We start from the raw sequence: 18,570 nt of genomic DNA, 5'->3' as shown, positions 1-18,570 counted from the left end.
CGCTAACCCACAGTTCCCGTAGGGGCGGTCGTGCATCAGGATCGGACGTCATGAGCACCGTCGCCCTGCCCGAACTGCTGTCCTCCCTCGTCGCCAAGGGGCTCGCCGCCGACCCGGACGACCCGGTCACGCGCGCCGAGGCGCTGGCCGTGCTGGCCACCGGCGACGAGGACCTCCTGGACGTCGTCGCGGCGGCCGGGCGGGTGCGGCGACGCTGGTTCGGCAACCGCGTGAAGCTGAACTACCTGGTCAACCTCAAGTCCGGGCTGTGCCCGGAGGACTGCTTCTACTGCTCGCAGCGGCTGGGTTCGGAGGCGGACGTGCTGAAGTACACGTGGCTCTCGCCCGGTGACGCCGCCGACGCGGCGGCCGCCGGGGTCGCGGGCGGCGCGAAGCGGGTCTGCCTCGTGGCCAGCGGGCGCGGCCCCACGGACCGCGACGTGGACCGCGTCTCCCGGGTCGTCGAGGCCGTCCGCGAGCGCAACCCGGAGGTGGAGGTGTGCGCGTGCCTGGGTCTGCTGGGCGACGGGCAGGCGGCGCGGCTGCGCGAGGCGGGCGTGGACGCGTACAACCACAACCTGAACACATCCGAGGCGACCTACCGGGACATCTGCACCACGCACGAGTTCTCCGACCGGGTGGAGACGGTGGAGCGGGCGAAGGACGCGGGGCTGTCGCCCTGCTCGGGCCTGATCGCGGGGATGGGCGAGACGGCCGAGGACCTGGTGGACGTGGCGCTGGAGCTGCGGTCACTGGGGCCGGACTCGGTGCCGGTGAACTTCCTCATGCCGTTCGAGGGGACGCCGCTGGCCGGGACGTGGGAGCTGACGCCGGCGAAGGCGCTGCGGATCCTGGCGATGGTGCGGTTCGTGCACCCGGACGTGGAGGTGCGGCTGGCGGGAGGCCGGGAGCTGCACCTGCGGACGCTGCAGCCGCTGGCGCTGCACTGCGCGAACTCGGTGTTCCTCGGCGACTACCTGACGAGCGAGGGCCAGGCGGGCAGGGCGGACCTGGAGCTGATCGCGGACGCGGGGTTCGTCGTCGAGGGCGCGGGCACGGACACGATGCCGGAGTACCGGCGCGACGCCGTGCCGCGTAAGCGCGGGGCGGGAACCGAGGTGGCGCCCAATGCGTGAGGCCTCCGGGGGCGACGGCGGTCGCCCGGGAGCCGCCGTCGGACGCGAACGGCTGCCCGCCGCCGAGCTCCTCGCGCTCGACCGGGCGCACGTGTGGCACCCGTACGGGCCGATGCCGGGGACGACGGCGCCGCTGGTGGTCGAGTCCGCCGAGGGCGTCAAGCTGCGGCTGGCCGAGCCGGCGTGGGGGCAGCGCGAGCTGGTCGACGGGATGTCGTCCTGGTGGGCGGCGATCCACGGCTACCGGCACCCCGTGCTCGACGCGGCGGTGCGCGACCAGCTCGGCCGGATGAGCCATGTCATGTTCGGCGGGCTGACGCACGAGCCCGCCGTGCGGCTGGCGGCGCGGCTGGTGGAGATCACGCCGGAACCGCTGCGGCACGTGTTCCTCGCGGACTCGGGGTCGGTCGCGGTCGAGGTGGCGCTGAAGATGTGCCTGCAGTACTGGGCGTCGGTGGGGCGGCCGGGCAAGCGCCGCTTCCTCACCTGGCGCGGCGGGTACCACGGCGACACGTGGCACACGATGTCGGTGTGCGACCCGGTCGGCGGGATGCACGCCCTGTGGTCGGGCGCGCTGCCGGAGCAGGTGTTCGCCCCGGCACCCCCGGCGGGATCCGGCGCGGCACCGGCGGCGGGATCCGGCGCGGCGCACGCCGGCGGTACGGCCGGAGGCGGTACCGCCGGAGATGGCACGGCCGACGCCGGCTACGTCGCGGTGCTGGACGCGCTGGTCGCCCAGCACGCGCACGAGCTGGCCGCCGTGATCGTGGAGCCCGTGGTGCAGGGGGCGGGCGGGATGCGGTTCCACTCCCCCGCCTACGTCCGCGCCGTGCGCGAGATCTGTGACCGCCACGACGTGCTGCTCGTGCTCGACGAGATCGCGACCGGGTTCGGCCGGACGGGCGCCCTGTTCGCGGCGGAGCACGCCGGGATCACGCCGGACGTGATGTGCCTCGGCAAGGCCCTGACCGGCGGCTACCTCACACTGGGCGCGACGCTCTGCACGCCGCGCGTCGCGGACGGCATCTCGCGCGGCGACGTGCCGGTGCTGGCGCACGGGCCGACGTTCATGGGCAACCCGCTGGCCACGGCGGTCGCGGGCGCGTCCGTGGACCTGCTGCTCGGCCAGGACTGGCGGGCCGAGGTGCACCGGATCGAGGCGGGCCTGCGCGCGGGTCTGGCTCCGGCCCGGGACCTGCCCGGGGTGCGGGACGTGCGCGTGCTCGGCGCGATCGGCGTCGTGCAGCTCGACCACGATGTCGACGTGCCGGCCGCGACGCGCGCCGCCGTCGGCGAGGGCGTCTGGCTGCGGCCGTTCCGCGACACGATCTACACGATGCCGCCGTACGTCACCGGGGACGCCGACCTCGCGCGCGTCTGCGCCGCGGTCGTGGCCGCGGCCCGGGCGTCCGCATGACGGCGCCACGGACGGGCGGCGGACCCGGCACGCGCGGTAGCTCGCCTCGCGCCGCCGGCGAGTCGGCCGTAGGCGTGGCATCGCCGCGGACGGGCGGCGGACCGGACGCACGGGCGACCTCGCATCGGGCGAACGGCAGGCCGGGCGCCGGCAGCGCGGGCCGCCTCGGCGACGTGCTCGTCGTCACGGGGACGGGGACCGGCGTCGGCAAGACCGTGGTCACGGCCGCGATCGCGGCGGCAGCCCTCGGGCAGGGGCGGTCGGTCGCGGTGGTCAAGCCCGCGCAGACCGGGGTGTCCGACGGCGAACCGGGTGACGTCCACGAGATCGCTCGCCTCGCGAGCGGCGTGACGGTGCACGAGCACGCCCGCTACCCCGAACCGCTCGCCCCGGCCACCGCCGCCCGGCGCGCGGGCCTGCCGGCGGTCCGGACGGACGACGTCGCCCGCGAGGTCCGGCGGCTGGCCGCGGGTCACGACCTGGTCCTCGTCGAGGGCGCCGGCGGCCTGCTCGTGAGATTCGACGACGACGGCACCACCCTGGCGGACCTCGCGCTCACCCTCGACGCACCGCTGGTGATCGTGGCGGCCGCCGGCCTGGGCACGCTCAACGCGACCGCGCTCACGGCCGAGGCCCTGCGGCACCGCGGGCTCACGTGCCGCGGCGTGGTCATCGGCAGCATGCCCGCGGACCCGGACCTGGCGTCCCGCTGCAACATCGAGGACCTGCCCCGCGTGGCGGACGCCCCGCTCCTGGGCGTGATGCCGGAGGGAGCAGGCGCCCTGCCGCCGCAGGAGTTCCGTACCCGCGCGGACGACTGGCTCGCCGGGGCTTCCATGCCCGACCGGGCCGGCTTCCGGACATCCGCGCCGGGGCGACCCATCGCGACGGCCCTCGACCATGAGGTTGCCCACGCGCCATGAGCTTCCTTACGCCACGACCCCCTGATCCGTAAGCAGGCTCATGGTTCGCCAGCGAACTCACGGGTCAGAGCCAGGGCGTGAGGTACGGGATCAGCGGCGGGAGGTTGCGGAGGATGCCGAACGCCACCAGGGAGCCCAGGAAGGCCCACGGCGTCCAGGAGGGGAGCCGAGGGCCCTCCAGACCGCGGGCCCGGTAGAGGAACCACACCCCCCACAGCACCACCAGCGCCGGCGCGAGCAGCACCCACAGCGGGTTCATCGCCCAGGCGCCCGCCAGGTCGAGATGCGCCATCTCGTACGTGCCGCGCAGGCCGCCGCACAGCGGGCACGCCAGCCCGGTGAAGAGCAGCAAGGGGCAGAAGCCGTAGCTGTTCGGCTCGTGCGGGGTACGCAGCGCCACGAGGAGCGTCCCTGCGGCGACCGATCCGGCCGTGATCAGCGGCGCGCGCAGACGGCGGAGCAGCGACTCAGAGCCGGAGCCGCGGCCAGGGTTCGCCGCGGCGGGAACGCCCTCGCCCCGGCCGGCCACGACCGCCGTCGTCGGCTCAGGCATGCCTCGTCACCCGGCGCGCCATGAGTTGCCGGTCGCCACCAGGTACGCAACGACGCCGGCGCCGACCAGCGTCAGGACGACCGACGCCCAGCCCAGCACCACGCCCGCCGTCGCGACACCCTCGTTGTCGGCCTCGCCGGCCCGTACCGCGCGGCGGCCGTCGTTCCCGACGAGGATCGCGGGGATACCGGTCAGCACGCCGAGGAAGAGCAGGAACGACGCACCGCCGAGCACGAGGGACCAGACGCCCAGCGAGTTGCGGGCCCGGCCGGGCGCCGTCGTGCTCATCGCTGCCCCAGGCCCATTCCCTTGAGCACGCCGCCCACCACGAGGCTGCCGGCGCAGACCACCAGACCGGCCCAGAACAGCCAGAACGCGCCGTCCACGACGACGCCGGCCGTCGACACCAGGGCGCCGATCATGACGCCGATCATCGTGACCCAGGCGGCCACCGTGTGCCCGTGGTTGTGCGGCGGGGCGGCCTCCGGCAGGTAGGCGACCTCGGCGGCTGCGGACTGGTTCTCGGTCATCGTGGTGTGGTGCCTTTCGACGTCAGGATCGTGAGCGGCCGTGCCGCCCTGACCCAGCCTAACGGTCATCGCGCGTCGGGTCCTCGCCACGCGTGAGGGCGTCCCAGTCGCCGGCCGGATCGGGCTCGTCCTGCCCGGACGCCGCCGTCGGCGACGCCGCCCGCGGAGACCCGGAGGCCGGGATCCCGGACCCCGGAGACTCCGCCCCCGGCGATCCGGAGGGGACCCCGCCCGGGCCTGCGTCCCGCTCGTGGCGGCGGGAGGCCCGGGGCCAGCGCCGGGCCGCGAGCGCCGCCGCGACCGCCAGCAGCAGGGCGAGCACGCCTGTGGCCGCCGCCGTCCACGGCCAGGGGGACAGGACGACGGGGCCGGTCAGGTCGGTGACGCCGGCGGCGTCGGCGGCCGCGGCGATGCCCGCGGCGTCCGGATCGGCGACGACTGCGAGCGCGCCGGCGGTCACGCCGGCCCCGGCGAGCGCGGCGGCGGCGAGGGCGAGGTACCGGCCCGCGCGGCCCGTCAGGGCGAGCGCGGGTCCGCAGGCGAGCAGCACGAGCGCGGCGGCGCTCACGACCGGGGCCGCCTCGGCGCCGGTGGCGGCCACGGCGACGTCGGGGCGCAGGGCCGTGGCGACCTCGGTGGTCACCCACGTGGCGGACGTCGCCGCGAGGGCGATGCCGCCGAGCGCGAGGAGGGCCAGCAGCGCGCGCGTGCGGGTGAGCGGGGGTTTCACGGGCCGGTTCGCCGTCGCGGGCTCGCTCATGCCTGGCGGAACCTCGCGGCGAGCTGGACGGCGCGCACGGCGGCGGCGGCCTTGTTGCGTGACTCCTCGTACTCGAGGCGGGGGACGGAGTCGGCGACGATGCCGGCGCCTGCCTGCACGTGGGCGCGGCCGTCGGCGATCATCGCGGTGCGGATGGCGATGGCCATGTCCATGTCGCCGTCGAAGTCGAAGTAGCCGACGGTGCCGCCGTAGATGCCGCGCGAGGCGGGTTCGAGCTCGTCGATGAGCGCGATCGCGCGAGGCTTCGGCGCGCCGGACAGGGTTCCCGCGGGGAACGTGGCACGGAGCGCGTCCAGCGAGGTGGCCGCGGCGCGGAGCCGGCCCACGACCGTGGAGCACATGTGCATGATGTGGCTGAAGCGGCGCACCCGCATGAACTCCACGACCTCCACGGAGGTGGGCTCGCACACCTTGACGAGGTCGTTGCGGGACAGGTCGACGAGCATGAGGTGCTCGGCGCGTTCCTTCGGATCGGCGAGCAGTTCCTCGCCGAGGGCCACGTCCTCCTCGGGGTGGGCGCCGCGGGGACGGGACCCGGCGATCGGGTAGGTGGTCACGTGGCCGTCGCTCACCTTGACGAGCGTCTCGGGGCTGGAGCCGACGACGGCGACCGGGCGCGCGCCGGCGTCCTGCAGCCGGAAGTAGTACATGTACGGGCTCGGGTTGATGGTGCGCAGCGCGCGGTACACGTCGAGCGGGTCGGCCGGGCAGTCGAGGTCGAGACGCTGGGACAGGACGACCTGGAAGACCTCGCCGTCGCGGATCGCCTCCTTGGCGGCGGCCACGGCGTCCTCGAACTCCTGGCGGGTGGAGCGGAACTCGAGGGCGGGCTCCGTCAGGGTGTCCTCCCCCGGGGCCGCCGGGGCGACGATCGTGGTGACCGGTGGCGTCCCTGCCGCGAGGCGGGCCTGCATCGCGTCGAGCCGGGCGACGGCGTCGGCGTGGGCCTCGTCGACGCGTTCGGCGGTGTCGTCCCCGTTGATCGCGTTGGCGACGAGCCACACCGTGCCCTCGCGGTGGTCCACCACCGCGAGGTCCGTGGCCAGGCAGAGCGCCAGTTCGGGGGCGTGGAGCTCGTCGGGGGCGTCGGAGGGCAGCGTGGGTTCCCAGTGGCGCACCACGTCCCAGCCGAGCGCCCCGGCGAGGCCGCCCGTGAACGGCGGGAGGTTCGCCAGGCGCGGGGTGCGCAGGGCATCGAGGGTCGCCTGGACGACGTCGAGCACGTCGCCCTCGGCCGGGACGCCGACGGGGACGTCGCCGGTCCAGTGCGCGCGGCCGTCGGTCGAGGTCAGGACGGCGCGGGCGGCCACGCCCACGAACGACCAGCGTGACCACTCCCCCGTGGCCTCGGCCGACTCCATGATGAACGAGCCGGCGCCGGACGCGAGCGTGCGGTAGAGGCCGACGGGCGTGGTGCCGTCGGCGAGGACCTTGCGAACCACCGGGATGACGCGGCGGTCGGGGGCCAGCGCGCGGAAGTCGGCGAGGCCGGGCCACGTGTCGCCCCAGGCGAGGTCGGCGGGCGCGCCGGTGGGCGCGGGGGCGGTCGTCTGCTGGGTCACCGGTGGTCCTCCTGGAGGTCGAGAGCGCCGGAGGCGGGGCGGGCGGCGGGCGTCGCGCCGAGGTCACCGCCCGCCTCGAAGCAGGTGCGGGCGCCGGTGTGGCAGGCGGCGCCGACCTGGTCCACCTGGACCAGCAGGGCGTCGCCGTCGCAGTCGACGCTGACGGTCTTCACGTACTGCGCGTGCCCCGAGGTGTCGCCCTTGCGCCAGTACTCGCCGCGCGAGCGGGACCAGAACGTCACGCGGCCGGAGGTCAGGGTGCGGTGCACCGCCTCGTCGTCCATCCAGCCGAGCATGAGCACCTCGCGGGTGTCGTGCTGCTGGACGATCGCGGCCACGAGGCCGGCGTCGTCCCGCTTCAGCCGCTCGGCTACCGCGGGATCGAGCCCGGGGGTTGTCTCGTTCTCGGAGCTGGAACCTTGCACAGGAGAATCCTGCCACCTACGACGGGCGAGGGCCGCGTCGTCCATGGTGCGTCCATGGTGCACGCCTAGTGCGCGGTAGCCACGCGGCGCGCGTGGTAGCGGAGCAGGTCGCCGTCGAACACGACGCGGCCGGGGAGCGACAGCAGCGTCATCGGCCGCACCTGGCTGCGCGGAACGCGCAGGTCGGCCACGCCGGCTTGGTACAGCACGTGGTACACGAACTCGGAGCAGAAGAACCGGTAGGCGTCCTCCCTGGTCCGGCCGGTGACGTGATCAAGCAGTCCCGCGAAGTTGTACCGGTAGCGATGCCCGTCCAGCAGGAACGCCTCCACCTGCGCACGGATCGCCTCGTGCTGCACGGCCGTGACCGACACCTCGAGGACCAGCCCGGGCAGGCTTCCCATGCGCTCGTACAGCGGGTCGTCCAGGCGCTCCCGCCGGAAGCAGCCGGACAGCGCGTTCCTCGTCCCCCGCCGGCCGAACCCGAACATGTACTCCAGGTCCGGGTCCAGGGCCAGCGCGGCGTGCGTGACGCGATCGCGCGTCAGCGCGCCGATCAGCCGGGCAGGCACGGTGGTGCTCCGGGACAGGACCACGTACACCGCACGTCCCGGCCGCCCCAGGCCACGGAGGGCCTGGGGGCCGCCGGGAAGGACGGGAGTTGCCGCAATACGAGGTATGTCGATAACGCTCACGCGAGGAAACTAGCCTGAGGATGCCCCATTGACCAGGCTGGACATCGAAGTTCCGGGTGTCCTCCGGGGAATCCCGGACAAGCCGTCGACCCCCTCACCGCGTCTGCGACACCCAGCTCGCGTGCATGCGGGCGTAGGTCCCGTCCGCCGCGGCCAGCTCGGCATGCGGGCCGGTCTCGACGATCTCGCCCTCGTCGACCACCACCACCAGGTCCGCCGCTTCCGCCGTCGAGAGCCGGTGCGCGATCGTGATCGTCGACCGGCCGGCGGTCAGGGAGTCCAGGGCGCGGGCGATCCGCACCTCGGCCGCCGGGTCCACCGCGGACGTGGCCTCGTCCAGGACGAGCAGGTCCGGCGCCGCGAGGAAGGCGCGCGCGATCGCGACGAGCTGCCGCTCACCCGCGCTCAGCGCCTCTCCCCGCTGGCCGACCCGGGTGTCGAGGCCGTCGGGCAGGGTCTCGACCCAGTCGGTCAGCCCGAGCTCCGCGAAGGCGTCGGCGACGAGGGTCCGCACCTCACCCGCTCCGGCCGGCGCCGGGCCCGCCGCGCCGCGCAGCCCGTACGCCGCGTTCTCCAGTACGGTGCCGTCGAACAGGAACCCCTCCTGCGGCACCAGCACGACCCGCTCGCGCAGCGACGCGAACGAGACCTTGCGCAGGTCCGTCCCGTCGAGCTCGACCGTCCCCTCGACCGGGTCCATGAGCCGCGTGACGAGCTTGGCGATCGTCGTCTTGCCGGAACCGGTCTGCCCGACGACGGCGACCCTGGTACGCGGCGGCAGGTCGAGCGACACGCCGTGCAGGACGTCCGGGCCACCGGAGTACGCGAACCGCACGTCGCGCAGGGTGACGCGGGCGGGCCCGCGCGGCAGGTCCACGGCGTCGGGCGCCTCGGTGACCTCCACGGGCGTCTCGACGACCGCGATCACGCGGCGCCAGCCCGCGACCGCGTTCTGCATCTCGTTGAGGATCTCCGTACCCATCTGGACCGGCCCGGTGAACAGCTGCACGAGGAACAGGAATGCGACGATCTCGCCCGCGGTCAGCGCGCCGCCGATGCCGAGCCAGGCGCCCAGCACCACCACGACCGCCAGTACGAGGTTGGCCACGAACACGCCCGACGAGAACACGACCGCGACGAGCTCCATGGAACGCCGCTGTGCCCGCCGGGTCGCCTCGACGGCGCCCGAGATGCGCCGCCCAGTCCGGTCGGACACGCCGTACGCGCGCACCGTCTCGGCCCCGACCACGGATTCGCTGATCGCGCCCAGCATCGCCCCGACCCGCTCGCGCACCAGCGTGTAGGCGGCGTTCACCTTGCGCTGGCCCACACGCATGAACAGGAACATCGGCACGAAGCACACCCACACCACGACCGTGAGCACCGGTGAGTACCAGGCCATCAGCGCCGTCGCGACGAGGATCTGCATGATGCTGACCAGCAGCATGATCCCGCCCCACTGCACGAACAGCGAGATGGTGTCGACGTCGTTGGTCACCCGCGACACCAGCGCGCCACGCCGCTCCGTGTTCTGCGTGAGGGTCGACAGGTCGTGCACGTGCCGGAACGCCCGCGTGCGCAGCGTCGCCAGCCCGGCCTCCGTGGACCGGAACAGGCGCACGTTGACCAGTGCGGCACACGCCCCCGCCAGGACGAGTCCCACCGCGGCGAGCACGGTGAGCGTGACGACACGGCTCGGGTCGGGGCCGCTCTCGGCGAGGATGCCGTCGTCGATGGTGCGCTGCACGGCCAGCGGCACGACCACCCGGCCCCCTGCCGCGAGCACCGCCAGGCCGAGCGTGAGCCACACCCCGTTCAGCATCTCGGGGGAGAGCTGGATCCCGCGGCGCAGCGTCGCGAACACCCCGAGGCTGCTCACCGACTCGATGTGCGCGCCGTTGGCGTCGAGGAGGTCCTCGCTGACACGGGGCTCGTCCGTGGTGGTGCTCATCGGGCAGCCTCCTGCAGCTCGTCGTCGCGGTCGGCCTTCTCCCGGCGTTCCGCCTCGGCCTGGTAGGCGGTGGCGAGCTCGCGGTAGCCGGGGTCGCGAGCCATGAGGTCGTCGTGCGGGCCGATGTCGGCCACGCCGCCGTCGTCGAGATGCACCACCGTGTCGGCGAGCGCCACCGAGCTCATCCGGTAGGCGACCATGATCACCGTGGTGGCCCCGCTTCCCTGTTCGGCGAGGCCGCGCAGGATCGCCTGCTCGACCCGCGGGTCGACGGCGCTCGTGGCGTCGTCGAGCACGAGCAGGCGCGGGCGCCGCACCAGCGCACGGGCGATGGCGAGGCGCTGACGCTGCCCGCCCGAGAGGTTGGCGCCGCGCTCACCGAGCGGGGCGTCGAGGCCGTCGGGGTGCGCACGGATCGTGTCGTCCAGCCGGGCGAGGCGCAGCGCCTCCCAGACCTCGTCGTCCGACGGCGAGCCGTCCTCGCCCTGATCCGCGAGCGTGATGTTGGCGCGCACGGAGTCCTCGAACACGAAGGTGCTCTGCGTGACGAGGGCGACCTGCGCGGGGATCTCGCCGGCCGCGAGGTCGCGGGCGTCCGTGCCGTCGAGCAGGACGCGGCCGCGCGTCGGGTCGGACAGCCGCGCGAGCAGCGAGACGAGAGTGGTCTTGCCCGCGCCCGTGGGGCCGACGACGGCGACCGTCGTGCCGGGTGACACGGTCAGGTCGATGCCCCGCAGGAGCGTGCGGGTCCCCGGTTCGAGCCCCGTGGTCTCGACGTCGACCCCGACCTGCTCGAACCGCACGCCCAGACCGGCGTCGGACGCGGGCAGCCGGCCCGTGCCGTAGGCCAGCTCGCCGGCGGCGTCGACGACCTCCGAGATGCGGTCGTAGCCCACGAGCGCGCGCGGCAGCTCGCCGAGCACCCAGCCGAACGCCATGAGCGGCACCGTCATCATCGTCAGCAGGTAGGCGGCGCTCACGACGTCGCCGGCCTCGACATCGCCCGTGGTGGCGCGCCAGGTGCCGACCGCGAGCACGACGAGCGTGCCGAGCGCGGGGAGGTTCTGGATGACCGGGTCGAAGATCGCCCGCACCACGCCGACGCGCACGTTGGCCGCGCGCAGGTCACCGGCCGTGCCGGCGAAGCGGGACTCCTCGCGCGCCTCGGTACCGAGGGCCTTGACCAGGAGCGCGGCCTCGAAGGACTCGTGCGCGACGTCCGCGACGTCGCCGCGCAGCTGCTGCGCCCGGGTGACGGCCGGGGACATGTAGCGCTGGTAGATCGTGTTGGCCACGACCGTGACCGGGAAGATCACGAGGGCGGCCAGCGCCAGCCACGGGTCGATGGAGACGAGCATCGCCACGGCGGTGATGATCATGACGACGACGCCGAGCGCGAACGGCAGCGGGTTGAACACGCCGTTCGCCGCCTCCGCGTCCGAGGTCGTGTGGTTCAGGAGCTGCCCGGCGGGATGCGCGCGGTGCCAGGACACCGGCAGGCGCAGGTACTGGGTGGTCAGGGCGCTGCGATGGTCGGCGATGTTGTCCGAGAACCCGTAGCCCGCCCAGGTGCGCCGCCCGGCCACGGAGAGGGCCAGCGTGAGGGCGACCACGCCGAGCACGACACCCGCGACCCAGATGCGGTCCCGCGCGTCCCCGTCGCCGGCGATCGCGGGGACGACGACGGCGTCGGTGGCCCAGCCCACGGCCCGGCTGACGCCCACGGTCATGGCGCCGAACAGCGCCGACGCGGCGACGGCCAGGACATAGGTGCCGGGATGGGCACGCATGCCGCGCCACATCAGGACGAGCGACCGGCGCGTGCGGGAACCCATCAGCGTCATCGGGCGGGGATGGCGACCGGGCCGGTGGATACCTGGATCCGGGTCGCCGGCGGCGTCCGAGGGGGTGGTTCGGGGCGCGGCTGAGGGCACGGCGAGACCTCGCTTCCGTCGGGGATCTGTCGATCTTCTCATGCCCCGGGAAACGATTCGACACCTTTTCGCCGAGGGCGACATCGACGCTAGGACCTGAACCACGCTTGAGGTCAATCCGCCGGCTGGTGCGCCACCCGCTGCCGCCCGAACGCCAGGAGTACGCCGAGGCCCAGCACGGTGACCACCGCCCCGGCCCACGCCGGGGCCAGGTAGCCCCAGCCCGCGTCGATGACCACCCCGCCGAGGAACGCCCCGGCGCCGTTGGCCACGTTGAGCCCGGCGTGGCAGAGCGCGGCGCCCAGCGACGGCGCGCCGGGCGACAGGTCCATGAGCCGGGTCTGGAACGCGAGGCCGAGCACCTGCGAGGTGACCCCGAGCAGGAACAGCGAGAGGAGCGCGGGCACCGTCGAGGCTCCCGTGAGCGCGAACAGGACCAGTGACGCCGTCGTCGCCACGAAGCCGATCAGCACCGCGCGCAGCACGCCACGATCCGCGAGCCGCCCGCCGATCTGGGTCCCTACCGTCATCCCGACGCCGAACAGGGCGAGCACCCAGGGCACGGCGCCGCCGGGCAGCCCGGTCACCCCGGTCACGGTCGGGGCCACGTACGTGTAGACGGCGAACATCCCGCCGAAGCCGATGGCGCCCGCCACGAACGCGAACCACAGCGGCGCGTTCCGCAGTGTCGACAGCTCGGTCCGCACCGAGCGGCCCGCTCCGCCGGCGCCGATCGGTACGAGGCGCCAGAGGCCGAGCAGCGTCACCAGTCCGAGCACGCCGATCAACACGTAGGAGATGCGCCAGCCGAAGGCCTGCCCGACCCCGGTGGACAGCGGCACGCCGACGACGTTCGCGATGGTCAGGCCGGTCATCATGGTCGCCACGGCCCGCCCCCGGTGGGCCGGCCCGGCGACCGCGGCGCCCACGGCGGCGCCGACGCCGAAGAACGCGCCGTGCGGCAGCCCGGCCAGGAACCGGCCCACCACGAGCCAGCCGATATCGGGCGCGAGCGCGGACAGCACGTTCGCGAGCGTGTAGGCACCCATCAGCACCAGCAGCAGCCGCTTGCGCGGCATCCGGGACGCGGCGACGGTCAGCAGCGGCGCCCCGACGACGACGCCGAGAGCGTACGCCGTGATGGTGTGCCCCACCTGCGGGTCGGTCGCGCCGAGATCGGCGCCGATGTCGGGCAGCAGGCCCATCGCGGCGAACTCCGTCGTGCCGATGGTGAAGCCGCCGGCCGCCAGGGCGATGAGCGCGGGGGCCTTCCGGGGGTCGATGGTCGCCAAGGGGCTCCAGACGGTCGAATCGATTCGGGGGGTGACCGTCGGCGACACCGGCGACGAGCGAGGGGATCGGGAGCAGACTACACTTGTCCCCCGCGCCTAGCGGACCTCCAGGCCCGCCTCCCGCAGCTCCTGCTTGACCTCCGGGATCGTGAGCGTGCCGAAGTGGAAGACGCTGGCCGCCAGGACCGCGTCAGCGCCCGACCGTGCCGCCGCGACGAAGTCGGCCGGCGTTCCCGCCCCGCCCGAGGCGATCAGGGGCACCGTGACCCGGGCCCGCACCTCCGCCAGCATCTCCAGGTCGAAGCCGCCCGCCGTCCCGTCCGCGTCCATCGAGTTCAGCAGGATCTCGCCCGCGCCCAGGGCGGCCGCCCGCTCGGCCCAGGCGACGGCGTCGATCCCGGTGCCCTTCCGGCCGCCGTGGGTCGTGACCTCGTACCCGGACGGCGTCGTCGTCTCCCCCGTGACGCGTCGCGCGTCCACGCTCAGCACGAGCACCTGCGAGCCGAACCGCTCGGCGATCTCCGCGATCAGCTCCGGCCGGGCGATCGCCGCCGTGTTCACGCCGACCTTGTCCGCGCCGGCCCGCAGGAGGCGGTCGACGTCGTCGGCGGACCGGACGCCGCCGCCCACCGTGAGCGGCACGAAGACCTGCTCCGCGGTGCGCCGGACCACGTCGACCGTGGTGTCGCGGCCCGCCGAGGAGGCCGAGACGTCGAGGAACGTCAGCTCGTCCGCGCCCTCGGCGTCGTACCGGGCGGCGAGCTCGACCGGGTCCCCGGCATCGCGCAGGTTCTGGAAGTTGACCCCCTTGACGACGCGTCCGGCGTCGACGTCGAGGCAGGGGATCACGCGGATCGCGACAGGCATCTCAGTCCTTCTTCTCGTTCTCGCTGACGGGCTGGTGTGCGTCCAGGATGTCGATCACGTACACCAGTGTCTCGCCGGCGAGCGGATTCTCCGTGCCGGCGTACGCCATGCCGGGTGGCACGACGAGCATCACCTGGGAGCCCACCGGCTGCTGGACCAGGCCGGCGTCCCAGCCCTCGATCAGCGCGCCGATCCCCACCTGCGCCGAGCGCGGAGGGGCGCCCTCCTCCCAGGTGGACTCCACCACGGTGCCGCCGGCCCAGGTCACGGCATGCAGTTCGACCGTGATGACCTGCCCCTTCGACACCTGCGGGCCCCGGCCCTGGATCAGTGGCACCACCTCGAGGTCCCGGGGCGGCTCCGCGCCACGCGGGATCCGCACCGTCGGCGCGCCCAGCTCGTCGCGGTCCACGCGCGGCAGCCCGGCGGGCGGGTCGGACAGTTCCGTGCCGGACGCGCGCGTCGGCAGCACGTCCACCACCAGCACCACCGGTACCTCCTCGCCCTCGGCGGTGTCGCGCTCCATCAGCATCACCCGGGCTCCTGCCCGTTTGCCGCGCAGGGCGTCGAAGAGATGGTTGCCGAGGGAGCTCTCCGTCATCGTGTACGGCGCGGGCGCGCTGCGGAACGTGTTCTGCAGCTCGGCGCCGTCGCGGCCGTCCTCCGCGTAGATGTTGAGGAGCACGGGGCCGTCCCGCTCGAGCTGTTCCCCGGTGCCCGGCCACACCGTCCGGGATCCCGGACGCAGCACGTCGAACGGCTTGTCGTAGGTCAGCTGGGGCACCTGCCCCGGGGTGCCGTCCACGTCGAGCGGCGCCTGCGACGCCGACGCCGTGGCGGCCGGGCGGATCTCGTACGGCAGCGACGCCGGAGCACACGCGGCGGCCGTCACCACCAGCCCGGCGGAGACCAGGGCGACAAGCGGACGGCGGAGCACCAGCAGATGATATCCGGAGCGCCGGGCCGAGCCTGGCGCTCCGGACAACACAGCTCCGGACTACATCGACTCGATGAGGCGCTCCACCCGCTCGTCGACGTTCCGGAACGGGTCCTTGCACAGGACCGTGCGCTGGGCCTGGTCGTTGAGCTTGAGGTGGACCCAGTCGACCGTGTAGTCGCGGCGGGCGTCCTGCGCGGCCCGTACGAAGTCGCCGCGCAGCTTCGCCCGCGTGGTCTGCGGCGGGACCGCCGTCGACTCGAATATCTCCAGGTCCGTGGCCACCCGCTCCACCATGCCGCGCGCTGCGAGCAGGTTGTACAGGCCCTGGGTCCGGGAGATGTCGTGGTACGCCAGGTCGAGGCGCGCGATCCGCGGGTCGTCCAGCGAGAGGTCGTGCTTGGCCTGGTAGCGCTGGATCAGGCGGAGCTTGATCACCCAGTCCAGCTCCCGGTCCACCAGCGACAGGTCGCCGGTGTCGAGCGCCCGCAGGCCGCGCTCCCACAGGTCGAGCACCTGCTTGACCACCGGCGTCGGGTCGCCCTGGCCCTCGACGAAGTCCCGCACCCGCTCGTAGTACTCGGTCTGGATCTCCACGGCAGTCATGGACCGGCCGTTGGCGAGCGTCACCGCGTGCTTGCCGGACCGGTCGTGGCTGATCTCCCGGATCGCGCGGATCGGGTTCTCCAGGCTGAGGTCCCGCATCGGCAGGCCGGCCTCCACGAGCCGCAGCACCAGGTCCGTGGCCCCGACCTTGAGCATCGTGGTGGGCTCGGCCATGGACGAGTCCCCGACGATGACGTGCAGGCGCCGGTAGTGCTCGGCGTCGGCGTGCGGCTCGTCGCGGGTGTTGATGATCGGCCGCGACCGCGTGGTCGCCGACGAGACCGCCTCCCAGATGTGGTCGGCGCGCTGCGACAGGCAGTAGACGGCGCCGCGCGGGGTGGCGAGCACCTTGCCGGCACCGACCAGGACCTGCCGGGTGATGAGGAAGGGCACCAGCACGTCACTCAGCCGTGCGAAGTCGCCGCCACGCCGCACCAGGTAGTTCTCGTGGCAGCCGTAGGAGTTGCCGGCCGAGTCCGTGTTGTTCTTGAACAGGTGGATCCGGCCGGGCAGGTCCTCGTGCTCCAGCCGCTGCTGCGCGTCCTCGACCAGGCCCTCCAGGATCCGCTCGCCACCGCGGTCGTACGCGACCAGCTGCCGCACGTCGTCGCACTCGGCGGTCGCGTACTCGGGGTGCGACCCCACGTCGAGGTACAGCCGGGAGCCGTTGCGCAGGAACACGTTGGAGCTGCGTCCCCACGCCACGACCTTGCGGAACAGATAGCGGGCGACCTCGTCGGCCGAGAGGCCGCGCCCGTCCTCGGCGGCGCAGGTGACGCCGTACTCGGTCTCCAGTCCGAAGATCCTGCGATCCATGGCGGTCCCTCCCTCATCTGTGCGTGCGGTGGTCTGTGCGGTGATGTCCGACGGCGGTCAGTCCTGTGGCGACCCCTTCTCCGGCCCGGCGGGTGGCGACTCGGGGGCGGGGCCGTCGTCGTCCGTCTCCTCGGTGGACTCCGCCTCCTCGGCGGGCTCCGTCTTCTTGGCGGACTCCTTCTTCTTGGTGGACTCCTCCTTCTTGGTGGACTCCTTCTCGGGCACGGCCTGCGGTGCCGCGACCCCGCCCGGGCCCTCGGCATCGCCCTCCCTCGGAGCCTCGCCGGACTCCCGGGCGAGCAGCTCGGCCAGCGCCTGCTTGGTCAGGCGGCGGAACGCGCGCCGCGGTCGCGACCGCTCCAGCACCGCCACCTCGAGCTGACCCGGCTCGATGGTGCGAGGTGTCCCGCTCTCCGACGAGCCGAGCACCGTGACCGCGAGCCGCAGGGCCTCGCCCAGCGTCATGTCCTCCCGCCAGCCCTCGCCGACCTTGCGGCCGAGCTGCTCGGCCTGGCCGCCCATGACGACGTGGCCGTGCTCGTCGGCGACCGTGCCGTCGTAGGTGAGCCGGTAGATCTGGTCGTCCTCCGCGGTCCGGCCGACCTCGGCGACGACGAGCTCCACCTCCAGCGGCTTGGACTCGGTGATGAACACGGTCCCGAGGATCTGCGCGTACGCGTTGGCCAGGCCGCGAGCGGTGACGTCCGAGCGGTCGTACGTGTAGCCGCGCAGGTCGGCGTACCGCACGCCGGCGACGCGCAGGTTCTCGAACTCGTTGTACTTGCCGACGGCCGCGAAACCGATGCGGTCATAGATCTCGGAGATCTTGTGCAGCGCGCGGGACGGGTTCTCGGTGGCGAACGCGATGCCGCCGTCGTAGGCGAGGACGACGACGGAGCGTCCGCGGGCGATGCCCTTGCGGGCGAAGTCCGCCCGGTCCTTCATCAGCTGCTCGGGCGAGACGTAGAAGGGCATGTTCATGCGAGCGACCCCCGTTCCCGCCGCTCGGCGACGATCTGCTCGGCGACGGCGGCGACGTCGTCGTCGGGCAGGCGGGAGTAGCCGTCGGCGGTGACCGTGGCCACGACGGGGAAGATCCGCCGGACGGTGTCGGGGCCGCCCGTGGCGGAGTCGTCATCGGCGGCGTCGTACAGCGCCTCGACGGCGACCGAGACCGCGTCCGCCGCATCCATGTCCCGCCGCCACAGCTTCTTCATGGCACCCCGCGCGAACAGGGAGCCCGAGCCCACGCCGTGGTGCTCGCGCTCCTCGTAGCACCCGCCGGTCGGGTCGTAGGAGAAGATCCGCCCCTCGCCGCGCTCCCGGTCGTAGCCCGCGAACAGCGGCACGACCGTCAGGCCCTGCATCGCCATCGGCAGGTTGCCGCGCAGCATCGTGGCCAGGCGGTTCGCCTTGCCCTCCAGCGAGAGCAGGGAGCCCTCGATCTTCTCGTAGTGCTCCAGCTCGAGCTGGTAGAGCTTGACCAGCTCGATGCCGATCCCGGCCGCACCGGCGATCCCCACCGCCGAGTAGTCGTCGGCGGGGAACACCTTCTCGATGGACCGGCTGGCGATCATGGGGCCGGCCGTCGCGCGGCGGTCGCCCGCCATGACGACGCCGCCGGCCGCGGGCCCGCCGCCGTCGTCACCTGCTGCCCCGTTGCGGAACGTCACCGCGACGATCGTGGTGGCGTGCGGCGACAGGTCGTTGCGGTACCCGCCCTGCCCCGGCATCGCGCCCGGCACGCCGGACCACGCTCCCTGACCGGCACCGCCCGCGCCCGGCAGGCGATCGGGTGCGTGCTCCGCGAGAAACTCGAAGAACGACGACGATCCCGGACGCAGGAACGCGTCCGGGAGCCGTCCGTGACCGCGACCACCGGGGCCGCCTCCGAAGCCGTCCAACTACTGGCCGCCCTTCTGCACGAAGCCACGCACGAACGACTCGGCGTTCGACTCGAGCACGTCGTCGATCTCGTCCAGCAGTTCGTCGACCTCGTCATCACGCTGCTGCGCCTGGCCCGCGGGGGCCGGGACGTCAGCGGCGTCGTCGTCGGGTGTGCGGTCCTCGTGTGACGGGTTGATACGTTCCTGACCGGCCATGATCGCCTCCTGGTATTGCTCACGGCTGCCGCTGGTCTCGCCA

General features: G+C 73.6%; 19 protein-coding genes. 3 read left to right on the top strand and 16 right to left on the bottom strand.

What is annotated here, in order from left to right; genetic code table 11:
- Positions 1-50 precede the first annotated feature (50 nt).
- The 3 genes from bioB (at position 51) to bioD (ending at position 3,476) form a co-directional block, all read left to right on the top strand.
- On the top strand, positions 51-1,136 hold the full coding sequence (gene bioB, locus ACYVK5_RS08340) for a biotin synthase BioB (protein WP_460703747.1): 1,086 nt from the start codon (positions 51-53) through the stop codon (positions 1,134-1,136).
- The gene (gene bioA / locus ACYVK5_RS08335; protein WP_460703745.1) at positions 1,129-2,553 is read left to right on the top strand and encodes an adenosylmethionine--8-amino-7-oxononanoate transaminase; all 1,425 of its coding nucleotides are present in this window, start codon (positions 1,129-1,131) and stop codon (positions 2,551-2,553) included. The genes bioB and bioA overlap by 8 nt, the downstream gene beginning before the upstream one ends.
- Positions 2,554-2,627: 74 nt before the next feature.
- A complete protein-coding gene (bioD, locus tag ACYVK5_RS08330) occupies positions 2,628-3,476 on the top strand; it encodes a dethiobiotin synthase (RefSeq protein ID WP_460703743.1) in 849 nt (282 codons plus the stop codon).
- Positions 3,477-3,540: 64 nt separating this feature from the next.
- On the opposite strand, the gene ACYVK5_RS08325 is transcribed toward bioD, so the two are convergent.
- The 16 genes from ACYVK5_RS08325 to ACYVK5_RS08250 form a co-directional block, all read right to left on the bottom strand.
- Positions 3,541-4,029: a DUF2752 domain-containing protein gene (locus ACYVK5_RS08325; protein ID WP_460703742.1), complete on the bottom strand. Its 489-nt coding sequence runs from the start codon at positions 4,027-4,029 to the stop codon at positions 3,541-3,543.
- Positions 4,030-4,035: 6 nt separating this feature from the next.
- Positions 4,036-4,317 carry a DUF4190 domain-containing protein gene (locus ACYVK5_RS08320; RefSeq protein WP_460703740.1) on the bottom strand — a complete coding sequence of 94 codons (282 nt, stop codon included), beginning with the start codon at positions 4,315-4,317 and terminating at the stop codon, positions 4,036-4,038.
- A complete protein-coding gene (locus tag ACYVK5_RS08315; RefSeq protein WP_460703738.1) occupies positions 4,314-4,559 on the bottom strand; it encodes an HGxxPAAW family protein in 246 nt (81 codons plus the stop codon). The genes ACYVK5_RS08320 and ACYVK5_RS08315 overlap by 4 nt, the downstream gene beginning before the upstream one ends.
- Before the next feature lie 58 nt (positions 4,560-4,617).
- Complete coding sequence (locus ACYVK5_RS08310; protein WP_460703736.1) at positions 4,618-5,319, bottom strand: Trp biosynthesis-associated membrane protein; 702 nt, start codon at positions 5,317-5,319, stop codon at positions 4,618-4,620.
- Positions 5,316-6,902 carry an anthranilate synthase component I gene (locus ACYVK5_RS08305; RefSeq protein WP_460703734.1) on the bottom strand — a complete coding sequence of 529 codons (1,587 nt, stop codon included), beginning with the start codon at positions 6,900-6,902 and terminating at the stop codon, positions 5,316-5,318. Before ACYVK5_RS08305 ends, ACYVK5_RS08310 begins: the two co-directional genes overlap by 4 nt.
- Positions 6,899-7,327 carry a phosphoribosyl-AMP cyclohydrolase gene (gene hisI, locus ACYVK5_RS08300; protein WP_460703732.1) on the bottom strand — a complete coding sequence of 143 codons (429 nt, stop codon included), beginning with the start codon at positions 7,325-7,327 and terminating at the stop codon, positions 6,899-6,901. The genes ACYVK5_RS08305 and hisI overlap by 4 nt, the downstream gene beginning before the upstream one ends.
- A gap of 65 nt (positions 7,328-7,392) precedes the next feature.
- Complete coding sequence (locus tag ACYVK5_RS08295; protein ID WP_460703730.1) at positions 7,393-8,022, bottom strand: hypothetical protein; 630 nt, start codon at positions 8,020-8,022, stop codon at positions 7,393-7,395.
- A gap of 94 nt (positions 8,023-8,116) precedes the next feature.
- On the bottom strand, positions 8,117-9,973 hold the full coding sequence (locus ACYVK5_RS08290) for an ABC transporter ATP-binding protein (protein WP_460703728.1): 1,857 nt from the start codon (positions 9,971-9,973) through the stop codon (positions 8,117-8,119).
- Positions 9,970-11,817, bottom strand: coding sequence for an ABC transporter ATP-binding protein (locus ACYVK5_RS08285; protein WP_460703726.1), 1,848 nt, complete (start codon positions 11,815-11,817; stop codon positions 9,970-9,972). The genes ACYVK5_RS08290 and ACYVK5_RS08285 overlap by 4 nt, the downstream gene beginning before the upstream one ends.
- Positions 11,818-12,020: 203 nt before the next feature.
- On the bottom strand, positions 12,021-13,190 hold the full coding sequence (locus ACYVK5_RS08280) for an MFS transporter (RefSeq protein WP_460703952.1): 1,170 nt from the start codon (positions 13,188-13,190) through the stop codon (positions 12,021-12,023).
- Between the two features lie 105 nt (positions 13,191-13,295).
- Positions 13,296-14,066, bottom strand: a complete 771-nt coding sequence (gene hisF, locus ACYVK5_RS08275; RefSeq protein WP_460703724.1) for an imidazole glycerol phosphate synthase subunit HisF — start codon at positions 14,064-14,066, stop codon at positions 13,296-13,298.
- A 1-nt stretch (position 14,067) separates the two neighbouring features.
- Entirely contained in the window at positions 14,068-15,003 is a 936-nt protein-coding gene (locus ACYVK5_RS08270) for an FKBP-type peptidyl-prolyl cis-trans isomerase (RefSeq protein WP_460703722.1), read from the bottom strand.
- 60 nt (positions 15,004-15,063) lie between these two features.
- Positions 15,064-16,425, bottom strand: a complete 1,362-nt coding sequence (gene pafA / locus ACYVK5_RS08265) for a Pup--protein ligase (protein WP_460703720.1) — start codon at positions 16,423-16,425, stop codon at positions 15,064-15,066.
- Positions 16,426-16,482: 57 nt separating this feature from the next.
- Positions 16,483-17,406, bottom strand: a complete 924-nt coding sequence (gene prcA, locus ACYVK5_RS08260; RefSeq protein WP_460703718.1) for a proteasome subunit alpha — start codon at positions 17,404-17,406, stop codon at positions 16,483-16,485.
- The gene (gene prcB, locus ACYVK5_RS08255; RefSeq protein WP_460703716.1) at positions 17,403-18,329 is read right to left on the bottom strand and encodes a proteasome subunit beta; all 927 of its coding nucleotides are present in this window, start codon (positions 18,327-18,329) and stop codon (positions 17,403-17,405) included. Before prcB ends, prcA begins: the two co-directional genes overlap by 4 nt.
- Positions 18,330-18,527 (bottom strand): ubiquitin-like protein Pup, encoded by a 198-nt coding sequence (locus tag ACYVK5_RS08250; protein ID WP_207276445.1) that lies wholly within the window; start codon positions 18,525-18,527, stop codon positions 18,330-18,332.
- Between the last annotated feature and the right edge of the window lie 43 nt (positions 18,528-18,570).

It is taken from the genome of Myceligenerans halotolerans (assembly GCF_054782975.1).
Note: the sequence above shows the minus strand (reverse complement) of the source record. Positions and strands in the feature narration are given on the sequence as shown.